This window comes from Streptomyces sp. NPDC058880, from assembly GCF_042742535.1.
Taxonomy (GTDB): Bacteria; Actinomycetota; Actinomycetes; order Streptomycetales; family Streptomycetaceae; genus Streptomyces.
The window spans coordinates 1-18,462 of the sequence record NZ_JBHYMC010000037.1; the positions used below are offsets into that span (position 1 = coordinate 1).

Annotated in this window: 13 protein-coding genes; 4 read left to right on the plus strand and 9 right to left on the minus strand. The window is 74.0% G+C overall.

Annotation, left to right across the window (positions count from 1 at the left end):
• Positions 1 to 57: 57 nt before the first annotated feature.
• Both ACFW2G_RS20805 and ACFW2G_RS20810 read right to left on the minus strand, forming a co-directional pair.
• Positions 58 to 843 (minus strand): ABC transporter ATP-binding protein, encoded by a 786-nt coding sequence (locus ACFW2G_RS20805; RefSeq protein ID WP_384446221.1) that lies wholly within the window; start codon positions 841 to 843, stop codon positions 58 to 60.
• A complete protein-coding gene (locus ACFW2G_RS20810) occupies positions 836 to 1,744 on the minus strand; it encodes an ABC transporter permease (protein WP_384580587.1) in 909 nt (302 codons plus the stop codon). The genes ACFW2G_RS20805 and ACFW2G_RS20810 overlap by 8 nt, the downstream gene beginning before the upstream one ends.
• 116 nt (positions 1,745 to 1,860) lie before the next feature.
• Between ACFW2G_RS20810 and ACFW2G_RS20815 the strand changes: the two genes are divergently transcribed.
• Positions 1,861 to 2,493 carry a TetR/AcrR family transcriptional regulator gene (locus tag ACFW2G_RS20815; protein ID WP_037924223.1) on the plus strand — a complete coding sequence of 211 codons (633 nt, stop codon included), beginning with the start codon at positions 1,861 to 1,863 and terminating at the stop codon, positions 2,491 to 2,493.
• Between the two features lie 70 nt (positions 2,494 to 2,563).
• On the opposite strand, the gene ACFW2G_RS20820 is transcribed toward ACFW2G_RS20815, so the two are convergent.
• From ACFW2G_RS20820 to ACFW2G_RS20840, 5 genes are all read right to left on the minus strand, one after another.
• Entirely contained in the window at positions 2,564 to 4,822 is a 2,259-nt protein-coding gene (locus ACFW2G_RS20820) for a CDP-glycerol glycerophosphotransferase family protein (RefSeq protein WP_384580589.1), read from the minus strand.
• Positions 4,823 to 4,942: 120 nt separating this feature from the next.
• Positions 4,943 to 5,875: a carbohydrate ABC transporter permease gene (locus ACFW2G_RS20825; protein WP_384580591.1), complete on the minus strand. Its 933-nt coding sequence runs from the start codon at positions 5,873 to 5,875 to the stop codon at positions 4,943 to 4,945.
• Complete coding sequence (locus ACFW2G_RS20830) at positions 5,872 to 7,188, minus strand: carbohydrate ABC transporter permease (protein ID WP_078556616.1); 1,317 nt, start codon at positions 7,186 to 7,188, stop codon at positions 5,872 to 5,874. Before ACFW2G_RS20830 ends, ACFW2G_RS20825 begins: the two co-directional genes overlap by 4 nt.
• A gap of 4 nt (positions 7,189 to 7,192) precedes the next feature.
• Entirely contained in the window at positions 7,193 to 8,551 is a 1,359-nt protein-coding gene (locus ACFW2G_RS20835) for an ABC transporter substrate-binding protein (protein ID WP_384580593.1), read from the minus strand.
• Positions 8,552 to 8,818: 267 nt separating this feature from the next.
• Positions 8,819 to 11,908 (minus strand): FHA domain-containing protein, encoded by a 3,090-nt coding sequence (locus ACFW2G_RS20840; protein WP_384580596.1) that lies wholly within the window; start codon positions 11,906 to 11,908, stop codon positions 8,819 to 8,821.
• Between the two features lie 433 nt (positions 11,909 to 12,341).
• Between ACFW2G_RS20840 and ACFW2G_RS20845 the strand changes: the two genes are divergently transcribed.
• Together ACFW2G_RS20845 and ACFW2G_RS20850 are read left to right on the plus strand one after the other, a co-directional pair.
• Positions 12,342 to 14,135: a protein kinase gene (locus ACFW2G_RS20845; protein ID WP_384580598.1), complete on the plus strand. Its 1,794-nt coding sequence runs from the start codon at positions 12,342 to 12,344 to the stop codon at positions 14,133 to 14,135.
• 158 nt (positions 14,136 to 14,293) lie between these two features.
• The gene (locus ACFW2G_RS20850) at positions 14,294 to 15,544 is read left to right on the plus strand and encodes a serine/threonine-protein kinase (protein WP_037923245.1); all 1,251 of its coding nucleotides are present in this window, start codon (positions 14,294 to 14,296) and stop codon (positions 15,542 to 15,544) included.
• Between the two features lie 139 nt (positions 15,545 to 15,683).
• On the opposite strand, the gene ACFW2G_RS20855 is transcribed toward ACFW2G_RS20850, so the two are convergent.
• Positions 15,684 to 16,685, minus strand: coding sequence for an isopenicillin N synthase family dioxygenase (locus ACFW2G_RS20855; protein ID WP_384580600.1), 1,002 nt, complete (start codon positions 16,683 to 16,685; stop codon positions 15,684 to 15,686).
• A 315-nt stretch (positions 16,686 to 17,000) separates the two neighbouring features.
• On the opposite strand from ACFW2G_RS20855, the gene prfB reads away from it, so the two are divergent.
• The gene (gene prfB, locus ACFW2G_RS20860) at positions 17,001 to 18,110 is read left to right on the plus strand and encodes a peptide chain release factor 2 (RefSeq protein WP_037923250.1); all 1,110 of its coding nucleotides are present in this window, start codon (positions 17,001 to 17,003) and stop codon (positions 18,108 to 18,110) included.
• A 140-nt stretch (positions 18,111 to 18,250) separates the two neighbouring features.
• On the opposite strand, the gene ACFW2G_RS20865 is transcribed toward prfB, so the two are convergent.
• Complete coding sequence (locus tag ACFW2G_RS20865) at positions 18,251 to 18,442, minus strand: hypothetical protein (RefSeq protein WP_037923252.1); 192 nt, start codon at positions 18,440 to 18,442, stop codon at positions 18,251 to 18,253.
• Positions 18,443 to 18,462 lie beyond the last annotated feature (20 nt).

Below are 18,462 nucleotides of genomic sequence, written 5' to 3' on the forward strand. Positions count from 1 at the left end.
GGACCATAGGGTCCCGGGCCCGGCCCGTTCGCGTCCGCGGTGGCGCAGGGCGGCGCCTCAGGCGCCGGAGCGGCTGGACTTCTCGTAGGCGGCGCAGACCTGATCCGCCGGACCGTCCATCCGCAGGACGCCCGAGTCCAGCCAGATCGCGCGGTCGCAGGTCTCGCGGACCGTGTTGACGGCGTGGCTGACCAGGAAGACGGTGCCGGCGCGCGCGCGGAGTTCCTCGATGCGGGCCTGACTGCGCCGCTGGAAGGCGGCGTCACCGGTGGCCAGCGCCTCGTCGATCATCAGGACGTCGTGGTCCTTGGCGGCGGCGATGGAGAAGCGCAGCCGGGCGCCCATGCCGGAGGAGTACGTCCGCATCGGCAGGGAGATGAAGTCGTCCTTCTCGTTGATGCCGGAGAAGTCGACGATCCCCGCGTACCGCTCGTGGATCTGCTGCCTTGTCATGCCCATCGCGAGGCCGCCCAGCATGACGTTGCGTTCGCCGGTCAGGTCGTTCATCAGGGCGGCGTTCACACCGAGCAGGGACGGCTGGCCGCGCGAGTAGATCCGGCCGCGGGCCACCGGTTGGAGGCCGGCGACGGCCTTGAGGAGGGTGGACTTGCCCGAGCCGTTGGACCCGATGAGGCCGATGGCCTCGCCCTCGTAGGCGGTGAAGGAGACGCCCTTGACCGCGTGCACCTCGCGCATCCCGGGGGCGGGGCCGCGGGTGAAGATCCGGCTCAGCGCCGCCGTGGCAGCGCCCTTGCGGGCGCCGGCGCCGTGGACCTTGTAGATGACGTGGACCCCGTCCGCGATCACGGTGGGCACCCGGGTGCCGGTCTTCGTCTCAGCCACGTCCGTACGCCTCCTCGGCCTTCCAGAAGTAGATGAACCCGCCGACGCCCGCCAGCAGCGCCCAGCCGGCGGCCAGAAGCCACACGTGGTGCGGGAGCGCGTGCGCGGGGAAGCTGTCGATCAGCGCGAAGCGCATCAGGTCGATGTAGACGGCCGGCGGGTTGGCCTTCAGCGCCACCAGCACCCAGTGGGGCAGGTCGTCCGCCTTGAGCACCTGGTCGATGGACCACATGACGCCCGAGGTGTACATCCACGTACGCAGGACGAACGGCATCAGCTGGCTGACGTCGGGGCTCCTGCTGCCGATGCGGGCCATGACCATGGCGCAGCCGGCGGCGAAGACGGCGGTGAGCAGGAGCGCCGGCAGGGCCAGGAGCCAGGCCGGGCCGGGCCGCTGGCCGAAGGCCAGCAGCAGGACGACCAGGGCGGCTATGGAGACGAGCAGCTGCTGGAAGAGCTGTACGACGGTGGAGATCGGCAGGCTCGCACGCGGGAAGTGCAGGGCGCGGACCAGACCGAGGTTGCTGTGGACGGCGCGGGTGCCGGCGTTCACGGAGCTGCTGATGAAGTCCCAGACGAAGATCCCGGTGATCAGGAACGGGACGTAGTCCGGCACCCCGTGGCTGGCCTTCAGGACGAGGCCGAAGATGAAGTAGTAGACCGCGGCGTTGAGCAGCGGGGTCACCAGGTGCCAGACCTGGCCGAGCCTCGCCGTGCTGTACGTGGCCTGCATGCGGGCGGTCGCGTAGGCACTCACGAAGTGGCGGCGCTGCCAGAGCTGCGCGATGTAGCGGGGGAGCGTGGGGCGGGCGCCGCTGAGCGTGAGGCCGTGTGCGGCGGCCAGCCGTGCGCGTTCCGCGGAGGCGGCGGGCGCGTTCTTGGATGCGGTCGCGGTGGTCACAGGTTCGCTTTCGACGTTGGTCGGGACGGGTCCGTATCGTCGCTACGGCGAGGTTAGGGCGTTGATCGATGGAACGCAACCGTATCGTCGTGACGGGGCGCGGCTATGCTCTGTGCATGACCATGGACCCCTCCGCCTCCGCCGCCTCCGCCCGCCGCGCCCCCGCCGGTGCCGCCGTCCTGCGCGAGGACGTAACCGAGGCGATCCGCAACGCGGTGCTGGAGGAGCTGGCCGCGGTCGGGTTCGCCCGGATGTCCATCGAGGGCATCGCCCGGCGGGCCGGGGTCGGCAAGACGGCCGTGTACCGGCGGTGGAAGTCCAAGCTGCACCTGGTGCTGGACCTGGTCGGGGCCTTCGCGGTGGACGGCCTGCCGGTGCCGGCGACCGGCTCGCTCCACGGGGACGTACGCGCCCTGCTGGAAGTCATGTCACACGTACTACGGCACCCCGTGGCCTCGGCGGTGATCCCCGACCTGCTGGTCGAGGCCTCCCGCAACCCGGAGATCGCGGACGCGGTCCGGGGAGCCCTCCTGGACGGCCAGCACCGCATGGCGCAGGGCATCGTCTCGGACGCCGTCGCCCGCGGTGAACTCCCGGCGGAGATCAGCCCCGACCACGCCCTCGACCTGCTGATCGGCCCGCTCTACTGGCGTCAGGTCGTCGTCCGCGACACGGTGACCCCCGCCCACCTGGATGCCCTGGCCGACCAGGTCGTGGCGGGCCTGAGGTCGGCCGCGGGCCCGGCCTGACGTCGCCGGGCGGCACGTCGTCGGGCGGCTTCTTCGCGCGCGGGCAGCCGCCCGGGGCGGTCCGCGGGCCCTACGGCCAGACGGGGGACAGCGCCAGCTCCGGGGCGGTGGGGGCCGGGGCCGGTGGGGCCGGGTGGCGGTCCGGGAAGGGGGTGACCGCCGGGGACGGGGTCGGCTGGCCCAGGAAGACCCGGCGGACCACCCGCTCCGCCGCGTGACCGTCGTCGTAGGAGCAGAAGCGCGCGCGGAAGGCCGAGCGCAGCTGGGCGGAGCGCGAGCCCTGCCAGTGGCCCGTGGTGAAGATGTCCACCAGCTCGTCCTGGGTGCGGGCGATCGCCCCCGGCGGGGCCGACCGCAGGTCGAAGTAGGTGCCCCGGGCGGCCTCGTACGCCTCCCAGTCGTCCGCGTGGATCACGATGGGCCGGTCCAGCACCGCGTAGTCGAACATCAGGGACGAGTAGTCGGTGACCAGCGCGTCGGAGGCCAGGCACAGCTCTTCCACCGACGGGTGGGAGGAGACGTCCACGAGGCGCGGATGGGGCTCCCACGGGTGGTCGGCGTCCGCGTACGTCAGGTGGGTGCGGACCAGCACCGTGAAGCGCGGGCCCAGCTCGCGCAGGAGCCGTTCGAAGTCCAGGTGGTCCGGCCGGCTGCGGCGGTAGTCGCGGTGGGTGGGCGCATACAGGATGGCCGTCGAGCCCGCCGGGATCCCCAGGCGTTCGCGCAGCTCCAGGACCTCCGTCCGGCTCGCCCGGTGGAAGAGGTCGTTGCGCGGATAGCCGTATTCGAGGGTCGTGTACGAGGACGGGACGGCCTTCTCCCAGACCAGCGTGGAGTGCCGGTTCGAGGAGAGCAGGTAGTCCCACTGGTCCGCGCCGCGCAGCAGGCCCGCGAAGTCCGTGGTCGGGGCGGCCGCGGGCCGGTCCTGGAGGTCGAGGCCGACCCGCTTGAGCGGGGTGCCGTGCTGTGTCTGGAGCAGGACCTGGCCGGGCCGCTTGACCAGTGCACGGTCGAAGGCGACGTTCGAGACCAGGTATCCGGCCCGGGCCAGGGCGCTCCAGTACGCCGTCGAACCCGGCCGCAGCGCCACCGTCTCCCGCGGGAGCGTCGCGGCGTGCACCGGGTCGCAGATCCACGCCGTCCGCATCCGGGGCGCCAGTTCGCGCAGCTTGGCCTCGATCGCCGCCGGGTTGCAGGCGTAACCGCCGTACCAGTAGGCGGAGAAGACGGCGAGCTCCGGGCGCAGTGGCAGCAGCCGCTGGATCCGGTAGTGCAGCCGCAGCGCGGACTCCCCGAGGCCCCGCCCCAGCGTCGCGGCGGCTCGGCCCAGCGCCAGCCCCGCCGAGCGCAGCACCGACAGCAGCCGGTAGCTCCGCCGGGCGCCCAGCAGCATCAGGGCGTGCCGGATCCGGTCGGTGCGTGACAGGGACAGCGGCGGCGAACTCCGGTCGCCCGGGGCGCGGTAGCGGCGCAGCAGGGCGGAGGCGCGGCGGAAGAACTCGGCCCGGACGGAGCGCGGGAGACGGCGCGGGTCGGAGTGGACGGCGCAGAAGTGCTCGGCCATCCGGCGGTGCAGGGTGGAGCGCCACCGCTCCAGCTCGGGCCGGCCGGCGAGGTAGCCGAAGACCCGGTCGTACTGGTCGAAGATCTCCAGGTGGCGGGGGGTGCGGGTGGTCAGGATCGATCCGGTGCGCCGCTGACGGTAGTGGACGCAGACCCGGTCGAGGACGGCGACGGATTCCGCGGCCAGCAGCGCCGGATAGGTCCAGGGGGCGTCCTCGTAGAGCCCCGGAGGGAATGCGAGGCCCTCGCGCTCGACGTACTCGCGGCGGTACGCCTTGTTCCACACCACCATCAGCATGGCGAGCAGAGCGGGGCGGTCGGCGAGCCGGAAGCTGGCCGGCCCCTCCTCGGACAGCCGGTGCGAGAGCCGGTTGCGCACCAGTTCCCCGGACCAGTAGGCGCGTGCGTAGTCGTAGACGAGGACGTCGGGGGAGCCGGTGGCCTTCAGTCGGTCGGTGACGGCCTGCAGGGCGCCCGGGGCGAGGGTGTCGTCGCCGTCGAGGAAGATCACGTAGTCGCCGGCGGCCCGGGCCAGCCCGGCGTTCCGCGCCGGGCCCAGCCCCAGGTTGTGGGCCAGGTGCACCGCGGTCACCCGGGGGTCGCGGGCCGCGTACTCGTCGATGAGCGCACCACAGGCGTCGGGGGAGGCGTCGTCGACGGCGATCAGTTCCAGGTCCGGGTACGACTGGGTCAGGACCGAGTCCAGACACTCCTGGAGGTAGGCCTGCACCTTGTACGCGGGCACGATGACGCTGAACCGGGGCACGGCACATCCAGGGGTCGGCGCGGGCATTTCGCCCAGGAACCCCCGGCGTGGCGTTCGGGTTACGCGGTGTGTGGCATTCGGGTTACGGAGCGTCGACGTCGCACGGGAGTCGGGGCGGGGTTACTTGACCGCGCCGGCCATCACCCCCGTGACGAACTGCCGCTGGAAGGCGAAGAAGACGACGAGCGGCACCACCATCGACAGGAACGCTCCGGGCGCCAGCACGTCGATGTTGTTCCCGAACTGCCGTACCTGCTGCTGGAGGGCGACCGTGATCGGCGGGTTGGCCGAGTCGGCGAAGACCAGCGCCACCAGCATGTCGTTCCACACCCACAGGAACTGGAAGATGCCGAGCGAGGCGATGGCCGGGCCGCCCAGCGGCAGCACCACCCGTGTGAACAGCCGCAGTTCACCGGCGCCGTCGAGGCGGGCGGCCTCCAGCAATTCGCGCGGGATCTCCGCGAAGAAGTTGCGCAGCAGGAACACGGCGAAGGGCAGCCCGAACGCGGTGTGGAAGAGCACCACGCCCGCCGTGGTCTCGAACAGCCCGATGGTTCCGAACAGTTCCGACACCGGGATCAGCGCCACCTGCACGGGGACGACGAGCAGTCCGACGACGAGGAGGAAGAGCCAGTCCCGTCCGGGGAACTCCAGCCAGGCGAAGGCGTATCCGGCGAACGCGCCGAGGACCAGCACGAGCAGGGTGGCCGGCACCGCGATCGCGAACGTGTTCAGCAGCGAGGAGGTGATCGTCTCGTTGGCCAGCAGCCGCTCGTAGTTCCCAGCGGTCAGTTGCGACGGCGCGCTGAAGACCTGCCACCAGCCGCCGTCGTTCAGATCGGCCGGGGCGACCAGGGAGGAGACGAGCAGCCCCAGGGTGGGAAGCAGCCAGAACAGCGCCGCCACGACCAGGAAGACGCGCACGGCCCCGCCGGCCAGCAGGCCGGCGGCCCGCCCGGCCCACGGCGCCGAACGCGAGGCCGGCGCCGCGCCGGCGCCGGTGCGGGTTCCGGCTGCCGTGCCGGTGCCGGTGTCGGTCTCGGTACGGGTCATCGGGCCCCCTCCTTGCGCAGGCGGCGGATGTTCACGAGCATCACCGGGATCACCAGCACCAGCAGCAGCACGGCGATGGCGCTGCCCAGACCCGGATCGGCATCGGTGCCGAAGGAGGTCCGGTACAGCTGGAGCGCGAGGACGTTCGCGTCGTCCTGGACCGCCCCCGGCGCGATCACGAAGACCAGGTCGAAGATCTTCATGACGTTGATGACGAGCGTGACGAGCACGACCGCCAGGAGCGGCGCCAGCAGCGGGACGGTGATCCGCCGGAACACCTGCCACTCGTTCGCCCCGTCCACCCGCGCCGCCTCCAGCAGTTCACGCGGTACGGCGGCCAGCCCGGCCCCGATCAGCACCATCGCGAAGCCGGCCCACATCCACACGTAGGCGCCGATGACCGCCGGGGTGACCAGCGTCGGGCCGAGCCACTCCACGCCGCCGTACGCCTCCCGGAAGTTGGCCGCGGGCAGCCGCAGCAGTGCCCCGTCGGCCTTCGCCGACAGGGTGAAGGTGCCGTCGGCGCGGGCCGTGGCGGAATCGACCACCCGGCCGTCCTTGACCGCCTCGACCCGCATCCCGGAGAAGCCCTGCTCGCTCGGGTCGATCACGTTCGTCGCGCCGCCCCCGCCCCGGGTGAAGTCCTGCCAGACGGTGCCGGTGACCTTCCCCGCCGCCGCGGCCGGGGCGGCCGCCGTACGGGTCCCCTCGGGCAGCGCCTCCGGGGCCACGCCCACCAGCGGCAGCAGCACCGGGCTCCCCGCGCGCACCGGCTCGCGGGTCACGAAGGCACCCCCGCCCGCGTCCGCCAGCGGCGAGTCACGGCCCGGCCGGGCCTTGGGGAAGGCCGAGGACTGTACGAAGGTGTCGTGGACACCGACCCAGACCGCGTTGGCGGCGCCCCGGTCGGGATCGTGGTCGTAGACGAGCCGGAAGATGATGCCCGCCGCCAGCATCGAGATCGCCATCGGCATGAACACCAGCAGCTTGAACGCCGTGCCCCAGCGCACCCGTTCGGTGAGCACTGCGAAGATCAGCCCGAGGGCGGTGGCCGTGGCCGGTGCGAGCACCACCCACACCGCCGTGTTCTTCAGGGCGGTGCGAATGGCGTCGTCGGTGAGGATCTCCCGGTAGTTGTCGCCCCCGACGAACACCTCGCCGGACCGGTCGAAGAAGCTGCGGTAGAGCGAGAAGCCGATGGGCTGCACGACGAGTGCGCCGAGCAGGACCAGGGCCGGCAGGAGGAACGCCGCCGCCACCAGGCGGCGGCGCCGTGCCTCGGTGGACAGACCGTGCGCGGCGGGGGCCGTCACGGGATCAGTTCCCGTAGGCCTTGGCCGCGTCCGCCTCCAGTTTCGCCTGGGTGCCCGCCACGTCCGACGGGTTCGCCAGAAAGTCCTGGAGCGCCTTCCACTCGCCCGCGCCCGGCGTCCCGCCGAACGCCGACGGCGCCTGGTCCGACATGTCGAAACGGAAGTCGTCGCCCGCCGCGATCAGCGCCTTGGCGATGCCCCGCTGGATGTCGTCCGGGTACGCCGCCGGGTCGACCGCCTTGTTCGGGGAGATGAAACCGCCCTCACGGGCCTGGATCTGCGCCGCGTCCGCCGACGCCAGGAACGTCAGCAGCGCCTGCGCGCCCTTCGACGGCTTCAGCGCGACGGCGACGTCACCGCCCGAGACCACGGGGGCCTTCGCGCCGACCGCCGGGAAGGGGAAGACCAGGGCGTCCTCGCCGATCTTCGCCTCGGTCTGTCCGATGTTGACCGCCACGAAGTCGCCCTCGAAGACCATCGCGGCCGCCGGCCGGTCGCCGCCCGTGAAGGTCTGCGTCACCGACTTCGGGAACTCGGTGGCCAGTGCCCCGCTCGTGCCGCCCGCCAGAAAGTCCTTGCGTCCGAACAACTCACCGAGCGTGGTCAGGGCCTGCTGGACGCTGTCGTCGGTCCACTTGATCCGGTGCGCGGCCAGCTGGTCGTACTTCTCCGGGCCGGCCTGCGAGAGGTAGATGTTCTCGAACCAGTCCGTGAGGGTCCAGCCGTCCGCTCCTGCGACCGAGACCGCCGGGGTGCCCGACGCCGACAGGGTGTCCGCCGCGGTGATCAGTTCCTTCCAGGTCGTCGGCGGCTTCACGCCCGCCGCCTCGAAGGCCTTCGCGTTATACCAGATCAGCGACTTGTTGGCAGCCTTGTAGTAGACGCCGTACTGGGTGCCGTCGACCGCGCCCAGGGACTTCCAGCCCGCCGAGTAGTTCTTGTCGAGCTGCGCCTGCGCCTCCGGGCCCACCGGCTGCGCCCACTTGTTCTGCACCGCCGAGACCAGGGCCCCGACCTGCGGCAGCAGCGCGACGTCCGGTGGAGCCCCACCGGCGATCTTGGTGCCGAGGAAGGTGACGATCGGGTCCTGGGCCGGGACGAAGGTGACCGACGCCCCCGTCCGCTTCTCGAACTCCTTCAGGACCTTGGTGAAGTTCTCCTGCTCGGGCCCCGTCCAGACCGCCGCGACCTGGAGTTCCTCGCCGTCCAGCCGGGGTAACTCCACTCCGGGCGAGGCCGTGGCGCCCTGCGGCGCCGGGGATTCCCGCTCCGCGTCGCTGCCGCACGCGGTCAGCGCGAGCGCGCCCGCCGCGGCCAGCGCCGCCCACCTGAGATGCGTACGGCCCGTTCCGTGCTCGCGCATGGTTCTGCCCCCGATGCCCGTGGTGTGTCCCGGACCACAAGGTCTACGCCGACCCGCTCGACCCCGCAATACCGCCTCACCGGGACGGCCGCGCGGCCGGGGCCGTCATGTTCGGGCGACGCCGGGCCGTCCCGCCCGGCACCGGGCGCTGCGGGCCCCGCCGACGCGAACCGCAGGAGAGGCCCAGGGGTGTCCCGGACGGTGCGGTGGCCGCGAAGGTCCATGGCGCCGGGAGGTGCCACCGGGAAGTGCCACCGGGAGGCGCCGCTACGAGGCGTCCTGGGGCGCCGGAGGGAACAGCACGGGTATCGCCGAGACCAGGTGCGCGGCTCGGTCCAGGGCGCTGGCCAGCAGCGCGAGGTCGGTCGGGCCGTTGCCCAGTTCGCGCACCGGCCGGCGGGCCGGCGGATCGCCCATCCGCTCCCACTCCACCGGCACCACCGTCGGTCGCAGGGTCGCCGTCCGGGGGATCCGCCCGGTGACCCGGCCTGCCTGGAAGGGGACCGTGCGGCCGTCCGCGAAGCGCAGCACGCCGCGGCCGGGCCCCGGCTGGTCCGGGCCTTCGAGCTCCACCCGCAGGGCCGCCGTCCGGGCCGGGCCGGTGTCGGCCGTGCGGTCCGGTCGGGAGGTGCTCGCGACCAGGTGCACGCCGAGCCGGGCACCGTCACGGGCCACCGCCTCCAGCGCCCGCACCACCGAGCCGGCGGCGGGCCGGCCGGCACTGCCCAGCCCGGGCGCGACCAGCGCGTCGAGGTCGTCGACCAGCACCACCAGGCGGGGCAGCGGGCTCGGCCCGACCGGTTCCGTACGGGTCGCCGCGGCGCGCAGCCGGAGCGTCCCCGTCCGTACCGCCTCGCCGGGGCCCGGCGAGGCGGGTGCGGAGCCGCCGTCGCCGCGGACCTCGCCCGGGGCGGGCCGGCGGGGCGCGACCATCCGGCCCGACACCTCGCGCTGCGCGTGCCATTCGGCGAAGGGGACGCCGTCCAGCAGCTCGGCCCGCCGCTTGAGCTCCGCGCCCAGTGCCTGGGCGAACTCCCGCATGCGCAGCGGATCGGAGGCGACCAGGTGCGCGGAGACGTGCGGGAGTTCGGTGCAGGGCAGCAGCCCGTCCCCGCGCTCGCCGCCCGCCCCGTCGAGGAGGACCAGCCCGAGCCGGTCCGGGCGGGCGCCCGCGGCCAGTGACGCGGCCACCGACCGCAGGAGCTCGGTCCGCCCGCTCCCGGCGGGCCCCTCCACGATCAGGTGCGGGCCGTCGTGGACCAGCTCGGTGCCGACGGGGCCGCGCCGCCCGCTGCCGAGCACGATCTCGGCGAGGCCGCCCTGGCCCTGGCCCTGGTCGGTGGCGGCCGCCCAGCGGGCCATCAGGGAGGCCGGGGTGGCCCGGGCCAGTCCCAGCTCGTCCAGCAGCCGGGCCGTGGCGGGCAGCGTCGCGGCCGTGGGACGGCCCGGTCCGCAGGCCCCGCCGTCGGTGGGCCGCAGGGGGGCCAGGGCCCGGGCGAACCGCTCGGCCCAGGCGGTGGAGACGGCGTCGGAGACAGCCGTGCTGCCGGACGGAACGGGATGGCCGCCCCGGACCGCGAAGGTCTGCACGGCCGTGGCCACGTCCCCGCTGAGCAGGGCGACCGCGCCGCAGTCCCGGAACGCGGGGGTGGCCGCGCAGGCGGCCTCGTAGGTGTCGTGGACCGGCGAGGCGGGGGTGGCGGCCGGAGCCTCGGCGAGCACCAGCACGTGGATCCCGGCGGCCGGGCCGTGCGAGGCGAGCCGGCCGGTGATGTCGCGCAGCGCGCCGGTGCCGGGGTCGCCGTCGAGGACGAGGAGCGTGTACGGACCCGCGTAGGCGTCGGCCGCCTCCCGGACCTGCTCGGGAGAGGTACTCGCCCAGTGCGCGCCGAGCGGACCGTCGTCGAGCCGCCGGGTCAGCTCCGCCGTGCGGGCGGCGGCCTGGTCGCGGTCGTACGCGAGGAGCAGGCGGCAGTCCTGGCCGTGCGCGGGCCGTACGTGGGGCAGCCAGCCCAGCCAGCCCCAGTCGCGCCGCCGGTCGGCGAGCGGGCGGACCCGGTCGGCGCAGACCAGCACGATCTCCAGCTGCCCCGGTGCGTGCAGTCCCGCGAGCTGTGCGACCACCCAGCGGGCGGCCCCGGACAGCCGGGCCCGCGGGCCCGCCAGGCCGAGGGCGCCGACGGCGGGCAGCGACAGCCGGTTCCCGGCGCCGAGCCCGACCTCCAGCAGCGCGGAGCCACCGGCCCGCCCGGACGTACGCGACCACAGGCGGCCGGTGGGCCCCATCGCGGCCAGCAGCAGCGCGGCCGGGTCGTCGGGGTGCGGCGCGGCGGCTGCGACGACCGCCTCCGCGATGTCCTCCGCGATGTCCTCCCCGCGCACCCACCGGCGGGCCCACGCGCCGAGGCCCCGGCGGCGGCCGGATCCGGGCCGGGCCCCGTCCGGACCGGCCGCGCCGGGGCCTCCGGGGGAGGCGGGCGTGTCCGGTCGGGCGGCGCCGGCCGCGCCGGTCGGTCCGTACGGCCCGGTGGTCTCCGGGGCGGTCCCGGAGGCGCCCGGTGTCGTACGGGGGGCGGTGGCCGGGGCGTGCAGGCCGCGCGGCCCGTGCGGGTCGTACTCCTCCGGCCCGGCCGGGCCGCGGGCGCCCGCCGCGCTCCCGGGGGCGTCGGGGAAGGCGCCCGTGGGGCCGTCGGGGCCGCCGGAGCTCGCGGGGGCCGCGAGCGACAGGTGGCCTTCCTGGTCGGGGGTCACCGCCAGCGCGGGCGCGCTCGCGGGCGCCAGCCGCAGGGTGGACTCGCCGACCCGCAGCAGGGCTCCGGGGGGCAGGGCGACCGGCTGGAGCCCGACCGGGGAGCCGTCGACGGCGGTGCCGTTGGTGGAGCCGAGGTCGGCCACGGCGACCCGGCCGCCGCCGATCACCGTCACCGCGCAGTGCATCCGGGACACGTCGGGGTCGTCCAGCGGAACGTCGGCGTCGGCGGACCGTCCGACGCGGATCTGCCCGCCGTGCAGCAGGTGCACGCCGCCCGCGTCGGGTCCGGCCACGACGTGCAGCTGGGGTGTGCCGAGGCCGTCCTCGGGCAGTACGTCCGGCATCGGCGCGTTCACTGCCAGCACCGCGCCGTCCACCAGCGGCGGCTCGCCCAGCACCCGCCGCTGGAGGTCGAGGCGCTCGGAGCCCGCGTACAGCACGACCGTGCCCCCGGTGTCGGGGCCGCCGACGGTGGCCGCGAGCCCGGAGGCGACCGCGGCCAGCGCGGTGCCGGCGGGCGCGGTGACGAGCACGTCACAGCTCGCGGGGGCGGTCGCGGTCTGGTGGCCGCTGCGCGACCCGAGGACGGTCAGCCGGATCTGCATCGCCGTCAGCGGTCCCTTCTGCGCGGTGCGCCGGTGTGTGCGCCCGGCAGGGGACCCGCGACACGCGTGCCGATCGCCCCCCGCCCGGCACGGACGCGTCGTCCGGTCAGGTCTGCCCGGAAGGCGGGGCTCCCGTCCCGTGCCGTCCGTACGGGTGCATCCTCGCACCTGTCGCGGACAACACGCCCGGCACCCGGCAATAAATGATCTTGATCTGTCGCGGGTCGGACCGTGGTCCGGCCGAATCCGAACCACGAGCGGGTGAAAGAGGGGAAAATCGCCTCCGGCATACCCCGAAAACGTCACCCTCCGTACATATGTGCGGCAACCAACCTCCGGGGACCGGCGTCTTCCGGGGGGACACCCCCTAGAGTGGGCCGGAAAACCATTCGACGGATCGACCACAGCAGACGACAGCAGGGGAGCGCGAGACGTGCGGCCAGTCGGCAGCAAGTACCTGCTCGAGGAGCCGCTCGGGCGCGGCGCCACGGGCACTGTCTGGCGTGCCCGCCAGAGGGAGGCCGCCGGCGCGGAGGCGGCGGTCGCGGGACAGCCCGGTGAGACCGTGGCCATCAAGGTCCTCAAGGAGGAGCTGGCCCAGGACGCCGACATCGTCATGCGCTTCCTGCGGGAGCGCTCCGTCCTGCTGCGCCTGACCCACCCCAACATCGTCCGCACCCGCGACCTCGTGGTCGAGGGCGACCTCCTCGCCCTGGTCATGGACCTGATCGACGGCCCGGACCTGCACCGGTACCTGCGCGAGAACGGCCCCTTCACGTCCGTCGCCGCGAGCCTGCTGACCGCCCAGATCGCCGACGCGCTCGCCGCCAGCCACACCGACGGCGTGGTGCACCGCGACCTCAAGCCCGCCAACGTGCTGCTCGACGAGCGCGGCGGGCAGATGCGGCCGATGCTCACCGACTTCGGCATCGCCCGGCTCGCGGATTCCCCGGGACTGACCCGTACGCACGAGTTCGTCGGTACCCCGGCCTACGTCGCCCCCGAGTCCGCCGAGGGCCGCCCGCAGACCTCCGCCGTCGATGTCTACGGCGCCGGCATCCTCCTCTACGAGCTGCTCACCGGCCGCCCGCCGTTCGCCGGGGGCACCGCGCTCGAAGTGCTCCACCGCCACCTCAGCGAGGAGCCGCAGCGCCCCTCGACCGTGCCCGAGCCGCTGTGGACGGTCATCGAGCGCTGCCTGCGCAAGGAGCCGAACGAGCGCCCCAGCGCCGCGAGCCTGGCCCGCGGTCTGCGCGTGGTCGCCGCCGGTATCGGCGTGCACTCCACGGCTGCCGAGGTGGAGGCCGCGCTCGGGGTGGGAGCCCTGCTCGCGCCCGACCCCTCGCCGGCCCCGGTCCCCGAGACCCCGGGCGCCGCGGACCCCACCCAGGTGCTGCCGTCCGGGGCGGCCTCCCCGGCGGGCGCGTACGACCCGGAGGCCATGACCGGCGTCCTGCCGCCGGTCGGCGCCGCCGACGCCACCTCGGTGCTGCCCACCGGGGCTCCCCGGCCCGGGGGGCCGGGGCAGATTGCCGGCCCCGGCGCCGACCCGACCTCGGTCATGCCACCAGTGCAGCAGCCCGACGCGCCGCACCCGTGGCAGTCGCAGATGCGGGCCGCCCGGGACCGCAACGAGCAGACGCAGATGCAGTACCTCGACCCCCAGGACGACCCGCTGCGCCGCCGCCCGCAGCGCCAGGCGCCCCCGCCGCACCGACCCCAGCAGCCGCCGCAGTACCGGCAGGGCCCGCCGCAGCAGCAACAGCAGTATCAGCAGCCGCAGCAGCCCCAATACCGCCAGCCGCAGCAGCCTCCACAGCAGCAGTACGCGCCGCCGCCCCCGCCGCAGCACTACCAGCCGCAGCAGCGTCAGCCCCAGCAGTACCAGCAGCCCCCGCAGCAGCCGCAGTACCGGCAGCCGCAGCAGCCCCAGCAGGCCCCGCCGCAGCCCCCGGCCCCCCGGGAGCCGCGCGAGCCGCGCCGCCGCAGCGCCAACCCGGTGCGCATCCCCGGCCTCGGCTGCCTCAAGGGCTGCCTGGTGCTGATCCTGGTGTTCTTCGTGGCGGGCTGGCTGGTCTGGGAGCTGACCCCGCTCCAGGAGTGGGTCGGCACCGGCCGGGGATGGTGGGACCAGGTGTGGACCTGGGGCACCGACGTCGTGGACTGGGTCGCCGGCATCGGTGACGCGGCGGGCTCGTCGGGTTCCTCCGGCTCCGGCAGCCCCTGAGGCGGGGCCCCGGCGGCGACCTCGTGGATTTGTCGACATCCAGGGCGTGATTTCGCCCCCAGATGTGAAGGTCGTCGCGAATCGGGCCCCCTGCTGGCCTTCGAAGCCCGCCGGGCCGCGTAGCTTTGGGGCGTACGCCAGCCACTGAGGGAGCAGTCGTGGCACGGAAAATCGGCAGCCGGTACACGGCGCACCAGATCCTGGGGCGCGGCAGCGCGGGCACGGTGTGGCTGGGCGAGGGGCCCGACGGCCCCGTCGCCGTCAAACTCCTGCGCGAGGACCTCGCGTCCGACCAGGAACTGGTCGGACGCTTCGTCCAGGAGCGCAGCGCCCTGCTCGGCCTGGAGCATCCGCACGTCGTCTCCGTCCGCGACCTCGTCGTGGACGGCAACGACCTCGCCCTCGTCATGGACCTCGTACGCGGCACGGACCTGCGCACGCGGCTCGACCGCGAGCGCAGGCTGGCCCCCGAGGCGGCCGTGGCGATCGTCGCCGACGTGGCCGACGCGCTGGCCGCGGCGCACGCGGCGGGAGTCGTCCACCGCGACGTCAAGCCGGAGAACGTCCTGCTCGACATGCAGGGCGCGCTCGGCCCCGGTGGCTCGCACCCCGCCCTGCTGACCGACTTCGGCGTCGCGAAGCTGATCGACTCCCCCCGGCGGGCCGCAGCGGGCAGGTCCAACGCCCCGGCGACCCGCATCATCGGCACTCCGGACTACCTCGCCCCGGAGATCGTGGAGGGCCTGCCCCCGCGCGCGGCCGTGGACATATACGCCCTGGCCACCGTCCTGTACGAGCTGCTGGCCGGGTTCACACCCTTCGGCGGCGGCCACCCGGGCGCGGTACTGCGCCGGCACGTGACGGAGACCGTCGTCCCGCTCCCGGGCATCCCCGACGAGCTGTGGCAGCTGGTCGTGCAGTGCCTGGCCAAGGCCCCGGCCTCGCGCCTGCGGGCCTCGGAGCTGTCGGCCCGGCTGCGTGACCTGCTGCCGATGCTGGCCGGAATGCCGCCGCTCGACGTGGACGAGCCGGACGACGCGGAGCCGGAGCCGGCGGTGCCGGAGGAGCCCTCCACCGACCCGGTGCGGCGGCGCGGCGTGGTCCCGCTGGTGCCGGGGTCGGCCACCGACTCCAACCGGGACACCCACACCTCGATGCGGGTTCCGGGACCGGACGAGCTGGCCGGCGGGGCGCTGGGCACCGCCCGGGTGCCGCGCCCGGCCGGCGGGCACCGGCCCGGCTCGGCCCGGCACCGGGCCGAGGCCGCGCGCAAGCGGCGGCTGACCCTGTCCGCGGTCGCGGTGGCCCTGGCCGCGGCCCTCGGGCTGGGAGGCTGGCTGGCCTTCTCCGGGGGCGATGAGCCGCAGCCCCGCCAGGACAACAAGCAGTCCGTTCCGCGGGTGCCGTGACGCCGGGGCGGCGCCCCTGCGGGGCTCCGCCCGGAGGCAGGGCCCACTCCGGGCTCCGCCGCGCCCCCGGGCCTTGAACGCCGGACCTCCCCGCGAAGGTCCGGCCCCGGCACGCGCCGGTACGGGGCGCAGGCGCGGCTCAGGCGGCCACCAGCTCGGGGTGCCAGCGCCGGGCGACGGCCGGGTGAGCGCGGACCCAGCCCTTCAGTTCGTTGCGGCCGTACTCGGCGTGCAGCGGGTTGGACGCGTCGTGCGCGACCCCGGGGGCCGCGCGCAGGTAGTCGCCCGGCACGGTCTCCACCACCGCGTCCAGCCGCGGATTGTAGAAGAACGGCACCGAGAACCGCTCCACCGCACCCGGCGGGCTGACCACCCGGTGGTCGGTCGCCGTCAGGTAGCCCTCGGTCGCGATCTCCAGCAGCTCGCCCAGGTTCACCACGAAGGCGCCCGGCAGGGGCGGCACGTCCACGTAGCCGCCGTCCCGGACCACCTGGAGGCCGCCCACGGAGTCCTGGAGCAGGAGGGTCAGGAAGCCGTAGTCCTTGTGCGCGCCGACCCCCTGGTCGGCGCCGGAGGGGGCGGACCCCGGGTAGCGGATCAGCTTGGTGTGCAGGTGGGGGCGGTCGGCGAAGGCCTCGTCGAAGAAGTCGGCCGGGGCGCCGATGGAGACCAGGAGTTCCTGGAGCAGGCGGTGCGCCACCGCCGCCAGGCGCGTCTGCCAGTCCAGGACCACCGTGCGGAGCTCGGGGAGGGCCGCCGGCCACTGGTTCGGGCCCTCCAGCCACAGGTACGGCGGGTCGTCCGGGCCCACCGCCGGCGCGGGCCGCTCGGCGCCCACGTCCAGCTGGTCGCGCCAGTCGGAGGCCCCGCCGGTCAGCTCGTGCCCGATCCGGGTGTACCCGCGGAAGTGCGGGGAATTCAGATTGCTCACCGCGAGCCGGTCGGCCTCCGGAAGGGCGAAGAAGGTCCGGGTGACCTCCAGGATGCGGGCACTCTCGGCGGCGGTCACGCCGTGCCCGGTCAGGTGCAGGAAACCGGTGTCCCTGGCTGCTGCGTGCAGCTTCTTCAGGAATGCGGCCCGCAGGGCCGGGTCGTCGGCCTGGGAGAGGTCCAGGACGGGGAGGGAGTGCACGGACGGCATGACGGCTCCGTTTCGGATGTCACGGGGTCCTGTTCCCCAGAGGTGGCGGGGCAGCGGGTGGGGCGGGGCCGTCGGCGGGGATGGTGCCGGCGACCGCTCGGGCCGCGTACAGGACCAAGTCGGATCGGGGCGGATCAGGCTTGGGTTCGGTCCGGCGGCTGACAGCTCGCCGTCGTGACGCGCATGTAGTCCACATGGCGGCGCTTGACGAGGAGAACGGTCATACGGTGAGCGTACGCCCGCGCGAGCCTTCATCAGAACGGGTGATCCGGCCTGCCCGGACGGGCTCGCCCGCGGACCGGCTAGGCTGGACCCGTGGCAGTCGTCGATGTTTCCGAAGAGCTGAAGTCCCTCTCCTCGACCATGGGGTCGATCGAGGCCGTCCTGGACCTCGACAAGCTGAGGGCAGATATCGCCGTGCTCGAGGAGCAGGCCGCCGCGCCGTCCCTGTGGGACGACCCGGAAGCCGCCCAGAAGATCACGAGCAAGCTTTCGCACCTCCAGGCCGAGGTCCGGAAGACCGAGACCCTGCGCGGGCGCATCGACGACCTCGGGGTGCTGTTCGAGCTCGCCCAGGAGATGGACGACGCGGACACCCTCGCCGAGGCCGAGGCCGAGCTGGTGTCCGTCCGCAAGGCGCTGGACGAGATGGAGGTCCGGACCCTGCTCTCCGGCGAGTACGCCGAGCGCGAGGCCCTGGTCAACATCCGTGCCGAGGCCGGCGGCGTCGACGCCTCCGACTTCGCCGAGCGCCTCCAGCGCATGTACCTGCGCTGGGCCGAGCGCCACGGCTACTCCACCGAGATCTACGAGACCTCGTACGCCGAAGAGGCCGGCATCAAGTCGACCACCTTCGTCGTCAAGGCCCCCTACGCCTACGGCACCCTCTCCGTGGAGCAGGGCACCCACCGCCTGGTGCGCATCTCCCCCTTCGACAACCAGGGCCGCCGCCAGACCTCCTTCGCGGGCGTCGAGGTGCTCCCGGTCGTCGAGACCAGCGACCACGTCGAGATCGACGAGTCCGAGCTGCGCGTGGACGTCTACCGCGCCTCCGGCCCCGGCGGACAGGGCGTCAACACCACCGACTCGGCCGTGCGCATCACGCACATCCCGACCGGCATCGTCGTCTCCTGCCAGAACGAGCGCTCGCAGATCCAGAACAAGGCCAGCGCCATGAACGTCCTCCAGGCCAAGCTGCTGGAGCGGCGCCGCCAGGAGGAGCAGGCCAAGATGGACGCCCTCAAGGACGGCGGCAGCTCCTGGGGCAACCAGATGCGCTCCTACGTCCTGCACCCCTATCAGATGGTCAAGGACCTGCGCACCGAGTTCGAGGTCGGCAACCCGCAGGCGGTCCTCGACGGCGAGATCGACGGCTTCCTGGAGGCGGGCATCCGCTGGCGCAAGCAGCAGGAGCAGACCGCGTAAGGCGCGCACCGCGCATGCCGCGCGCACGGAACACGGGAAGGGCCCGGACACCACAGGTGTCCGGGCCCTTCCGCCGCATGTGATCGGTACGCGGCGCGGGCACCGACGAGCACCGGCGCCGCCCCGCCCGGCGGCGCCTCCTAGGCGGTCTGCTGGGCCACCAGCACCAGAGCTGCCACGAGGACCACCATGAGCGCGATGAGCGCCACGGGGTTCAGGCCGGAGAAGGGGCCCTCCTGCTGGAGGCGCTCCCGGTTCGCCCGGCACACCGGGCAGCGGCCCTGGCTGACGGGTGCGGCGCAGTTCGCGCACACGAGCCGGTCATATGTCATGCGCTCCTCCTCTCGTCCCC